General features: G+C 35.6%; 7 protein-coding genes and 1 pseudogene (1 of these 8 only partly in view). 1 reads left to right on the forward strand and 7 read right to left on the reverse strand.

Annotation, left to right across the window (positions count from 1 at the left end; translation table 11 throughout):
* The 3 genes and pseudogenes from V7147_RS23655 to V7147_RS23665 all read right to left on the reverse strand — a co-directional run.
* Nucleotides 1-158: pseudogene (locus V7147_RS23655) on the reverse strand (NADPH-dependent FMN reductase); it reaches 356 nt to the left of the window's first position.
* Between the two features lie 176 nt (nucleotides 159-334).
* On the reverse strand, nucleotides 335-664 hold the full coding sequence (locus V7147_RS23660) for an antibiotic biosynthesis monooxygenase family protein (protein ID WP_335370249.1): 330 nt from the start codon (nucleotides 662-664) through the stop codon (nucleotides 335-337).
* 99 nt (nucleotides 665-763) lie between these two features.
* Complete coding sequence (locus V7147_RS23665) at nucleotides 764-1510, reverse strand: SDR family NAD(P)-dependent oxidoreductase (protein WP_335370250.1); 747 nt, start codon at nucleotides 1508-1510, stop codon at nucleotides 764-766.
* Nucleotides 1511-1678: 168 nt separating this feature from the next.
* Here V7147_RS23665 and V7147_RS23670 point away from each other — a divergent pair, with 168 nt between their 5' ends.
* Nucleotides 1679-2035: a winged helix-turn-helix transcriptional regulator gene (locus V7147_RS23670; protein ID WP_007085798.1), complete on the forward strand. Its 357-nt coding sequence runs from the start codon at nucleotides 1679-1681 to the stop codon at nucleotides 2033-2035.
* A 386-nt stretch (nucleotides 2036-2421) separates the two neighbouring features.
* On the opposite strand, the gene V7147_RS23675 is transcribed toward V7147_RS23670, so the two are convergent.
* The 4 genes from V7147_RS23675 to V7147_RS23690 form a co-directional block, all read right to left on the reverse strand.
* Complete coding sequence (locus V7147_RS23675) at nucleotides 2422-2910, reverse strand: hypothetical protein (RefSeq protein ID WP_335370251.1); 489 nt, start codon at nucleotides 2908-2910, stop codon at nucleotides 2422-2424.
* A 276-nt stretch (nucleotides 2911-3186) separates the two neighbouring features.
* Nucleotides 3187-3891: an SAM-dependent methyltransferase gene (locus V7147_RS23680; RefSeq protein ID WP_335370252.1), complete on the reverse strand. Its 705-nt coding sequence runs from the start codon at nucleotides 3889-3891 to the stop codon at nucleotides 3187-3189.
* Between the two features lie 139 nt (nucleotides 3892-4030).
* Nucleotides 4031-4192, reverse strand: coding sequence for a DUF3934 domain-containing protein (locus tag V7147_RS23685; RefSeq protein WP_335370253.1), 162 nt, complete (start codon nucleotides 4190-4192; stop codon nucleotides 4031-4033).
* A gap of 217 nt (nucleotides 4193-4409) precedes the next feature.
* Nucleotides 4410-5000: a GNAT family N-acetyltransferase gene (locus V7147_RS23690; protein WP_335370254.1), complete on the reverse strand. Its 591-nt coding sequence runs from the start codon at nucleotides 4998-5000 to the stop codon at nucleotides 4410-4412.
* Between the last annotated feature and the right edge of the window lie 70 nt (nucleotides 5001-5070).

The following is a 5070-nucleotide window of genomic DNA, read 5'->3' on the forward strand; positions in this document are numbered from 1 at the left end:
GGCGGATTGTTTTCTTCATCTTGATCAAAATGAGGCAAGGAACGGATGTCGGCAATTTCCAAGTTCATTTTTTCTTTGTATCTTTCCTGCATTGTTTTAGCCAGCTGCATGTTATAAGACTCTTTCCTTAGACTTCCTACGAGTACAACAATATTCATCCTTTATTTCCTCCTGATGTATTGGTAATAATTTTTGAAATTAAATTATGTAACACTTCGGATTGTTCATCCGTTATTCCATTCAATACGGTTTTATGGGTATCCCTAAGAATAGGGATACCCACACTTTCAAGGCGTTTGCCTTCTTCGGTTAAATGATTAAAGATTCAACGTCATTACGCATTCGTTATATGACTTCCCCATTCGCCCTTCGGTTGCAACCAGCTGACGCTTCTATCCACAATTAAATCGCCCAGTGTTCCTTCGTAATTCTTGCGGTATGGTTTAATAAATTCTTCCGCAAGCCAGCTATCTCTCGTGCCTTGCCATGTTTCATAAATGATCAAGTCATCCGGCTGATCCAGATCGTCCGATACAATGGCGCTAATGAATGCCTTCTCGGATGACATCTCCTCAATAAGGGAATATAGCTCCTTGCGGAATTCTTCTTTCTTCCCTGGTTTAGCCTTAAAACGAATATTGAGTTGAACTTGTTGATTGGTCATATTGACTCCTCCTATAAATTTTATATTTTGCGGCGATTCCGTTACACCATTCCCCATTAACCTTTTTTCGGGACTATTTGTAATCTCTGCGCAGTGAGATTATACCTGTGCTAGCCCGCCATCTACGAACAATTCAACACCCGTCAAGTAACTGCTTTCGTCTGAAGCAAGGAAAGATACAGCGTTTGCTACTTCTTCAGGTGTCCCAATTTTTCCAGCTGGAACAGTATTTCTGCTATTTTCCAGTACCTCTTCAAGTGCATCACCAAAAAGCTCATCGTATGCAGGTGTAAGAATACCTCCTGGACTAACCACATTTACACGGATTTCAGTACCTTTTAGGTCAAGAATCCAGTGGCGAACTAGTGCTCTTAATGCTGCTTTAGATGCTCCATATACACTAAACGCTGGGTTGCCAATTGATCCAGCAGTAGAGCCCGTTACAATAATAGAACCTACTTTGTCCGGGAATAGTGATAACGCTTTTTGAACAGTAAAGATGGTTCCTTTAACGTTAATGTCGAACGTTCTATCAACCTGCTCTTCAGTAATTTCACCTAATGGAAGGAAGTTGCCGGTGCCTGCATTAGCAAAAAGAATGTCCAACTTACCTTTTTCCTGCTTTATAATGTCATATAGTTTGTCTAAGTCTTCAAGCTTAGAAATATCACCTTGAACACCGGTTACGTTCTTGCCAATTTGGTTAACAGCTTTATCAAGTTCGTTTTGTCTACGTCCCGTGATATAAACATATGCACCATCATTTACAAATTTTTGTGCTGTAGCAAGACCAATCCCACTTGTTCCACCCGTTACAAGCGCTATTTTACCTTCAAATTTACCCATACTTAACACTCCTTTAGAATTAATTTTATTTTATGTCTAGTACCTTTAAGTACTTGAAGAACAACTTACAAGATATAGTATCCTTCAGTAAGCACATTAACGGAAGTACCCACTTTTTTGTGATATAGTAACTAAAAAGTAATAAATGTGGAATGGAGAGGTTTAGACTTGAAAAAATTTAGTTGTGGTTTTGAAGTGACAAAGGAAGTTATTGGCGGAAAATGGAAAGGTCTTGTATTATACTTTTTAATGAATGGACCAAAGAGAACGAGTGAATTAAAGCGCATTGTCCCAAATATAACTCAGAAAATGCTGATTCAAACACTTAGAGAGCTTGAAGACAGTGGACTTGTGAGCAGAAAGATGTATAATCAAGTACCACCGAAGGTTGAATATTCATCCACTGAACTTGGAGAATCTCTTAAACCTATCTTGCAGGAGCTCTGTCAATGGGGAAGCCATTATGCGGAGCAAGAGTATGCAGAAGGTGAATTTGAAATCGCACAACCAGAAGAGGCTTCTTAATGAGGAAACCAGCTTATAACACCTTATATGTAAGGTATTTTATTGTTGTACTAAGATTTGGCCATTTTAATTCGAAGTAGATGGCCTCGACTGATTCTTTAAGACCATTAAAGCTTCCTTAATGTAGTTAAAAACGGGGGTAGCGTCCTTGGAATCTACTAACGTTGAAATCCGAATTTTCCTGACGCTAACCCATTTATTATAGGGATTCTGCCCTGTTGTAACATAAGTAGAACTTCTTTACTTTTTACTACAGGATTACTGGCACGACTATTAGAACAGAAAACAGTTACCAATTAGGTAACTGTTTTCTGTTCTCTAATATAAAATACTGAATTAATCTCACTCTGTTTCCAAATGGGTTCTCATTATCTATACAAAAGAAGTTAATTATTACGGTTTTTTTCTCCCCATTCACATAACTGTTTAATAGTTTGATGATACTTTTCGGGGAAATCAGAACTAAATCTTATGGCATCATTTTTGTTTTTTAAGATTATAAAACCATTAGGAGGATGAAGTTTTGTTTTATGCAAACTCATATCTTCATCAAGAGATACCATTACTTCTATATACGGCATAAGAGCTATCCTTGAGCGCTCTTCTTGAAATTTTAAATTTTCTTGATTCTGAATAAAAATCTTTTCATTTTGTTTAATAACCTTCATATTTTGGCTTAATGTTAAGCACACTGCAATTAAGGTTGCTGCCCCTCCAAGATAACTCCCCCAAAACGCCAACCATTCGGCATTACCTAAATCCTTACCTGTATTTAAATCACCATATATATAAAAGATATTTAGACCCACAGGGATTAATACAATCAATAATGAAATATGAATAATCCACTTATTATCTTTAAAAAATTGTCTCATCTATTCTCCTCTGATTTATTATCGATAGTAGTCAAGGTATATAATACCAAATAATAGTCCTTTTCGCTTTCGAATAAACTACTTTCTATTTATTTCAACTAGTTCAATATTCAAAGTAAAATACTCCTAATCATGACTAACCTTATTCAACTATACTGCCCCTTTAGTTTAATAGCTTCTACAAAAATATGTGATAATCCTTCTTGATCATCCCAGCCGTTCTTAATAAGAGGAATCTAAAAAAGGGGCAACGCCTCCGCGTTACCCCTATCAGAACTAACCTTTTTTTATTTTTAACATCGAGTTAGCATTTATCTGAAATTCATATGGTACTTTCACTTCTTCAACTGTACAGCCGATGTTAGCCAGATAACTTATTATTTTATCTAAATGCTTGTATCTTTTTCCCTCTAAATCAACTAATGGGAAAATACGAACTTCCTCTTTCGTAACCCTTAATAACTCATTTAGCGTTTCTATGTGAAATTGATAATCCAATCTATCCGCATACATAAATAAAAAATGTGCCGAGAGAAGCATATCAAATTCCGCATTCTTAAATGGTAACGAGGGTAAAGTGACGGGAATGTATCTTCCTTTGTATTCTCTCATATGGTTAGTACAATCTTGCAAGGCACTTAAACGATGATTCCTAAGACCTTCTATATCATTAAAATAATCCCATTTATAATTGTCTTTGGCTCTTTGCATATGTTCCATCGCGTGCTCAATATCCTGAAGACCTTTATTTTTTAAGTCTTCTCCCGAATGATAATAGGCAATGTCGCAAGCTGTTATAACTAAACCTAATTTGTTACCAACAGCAGTAAATGAACAAGCTCCCGCTGGGCAATCGAGTATTTTCTTACCTTGTAGCTTTTCCTCTGAAAGCGAGAACATATCCAAATACTCATTAAATGTTCTCCCAATAAAAACAATTCGTTCTAAATCTAACTTTGTACTCTGCTCAACTTTTCTCAACCGAACCCACCTCTTCTAAAAAATTACACCCATAACATCAGAAACAATGGATAATAATAACACTTTTATTCGTCTTATTTAACAAAACTGCCCCGGTATTTGAATAAGAAAAAGCGGCCCTTCTTTCGGAAAAGTGATTTTAACTATTGCTTGTGGGCTCATTTTCAACATCCCTTTTTTTCATACCTTTACTTATATAAGGTTTTGCACTCTTTTTTTTGTTTGCACTAGCTTGCCAACGATTCCAACCCTTCTTGTCCGTTCCTCGCCCTGTTCCACCTTTTCCTTTAGCTTTACTCATAAAATCACCCCATTATTATTCTAGATTGAGTTACTTATCTAGTTATTTTTAGTATTTTACTCCGTTATTAACCAAGCATATTGCAATAAATAACATCCTTCCAGTCACCCCTAATATTATGTATCGTTTTTAAACTATCCTGCTTCGTAGCTTAATAACTTCAAAGAAATAAGAGATAATCCTTCTTGGACTATAGCACCCTATAGTTGAAGAAGCATTATATAATATCAAAATATTTTTCATAACAAACACATTCATGAATTCGTTTGTTTGTAGTTTTAAATTGTTCAATATCTTCGCCTAAATAATGTGAGAAAGCATTGAATAGGTACAGTTTAGGGATGGTACTTTGAATTCGATTTTGCATTTCATTTCCTTCGAAGTAAACATGGTAGTATGAATCGACTTTATTAAACAGCATTTTTTCATACCAATTCTGCACCCAAATGTCATCTCGGGTCCACGCTTCAAATCGATTTAAACCTATATCGATTGCTCGCTTTTCCGCTTCTTTAAGCAATTGCTCGCCAATTCCTTGTCGATAATAATCTGGATGAACTGCAATATGCCAAATCATTCCTCCTAAACCTTCTCCCCTTGAACAAACGGTTTTTTCTTCCTTTTCATACTCTACATCAATAAGACCAACAATTTGTCCGTTTAATTCTACAACTAATTCGATTGCAGGATTTTCATAGACTTCCTTTTTATTTAAGACATTATCAAAATAAGCTGTATTTAGAAATGATAGCGTTCTACATCGAACCCAACCTATTTCATCAATATCTCTATATTCACGTATTAGCATTTTTATTTCTCCCTCTTTATTTAAATAAGAAAAGGCATTTTTCCTTCTTAAAGAAACGCACCCGTTACTT

Source organism: Bacillus sp. JJ1521 (assembly GCF_036965165.1).
GTDB lineage: Bacteria > Bacillota > Bacilli > Bacillales > Bacillaceae_L > Ferdinandcohnia.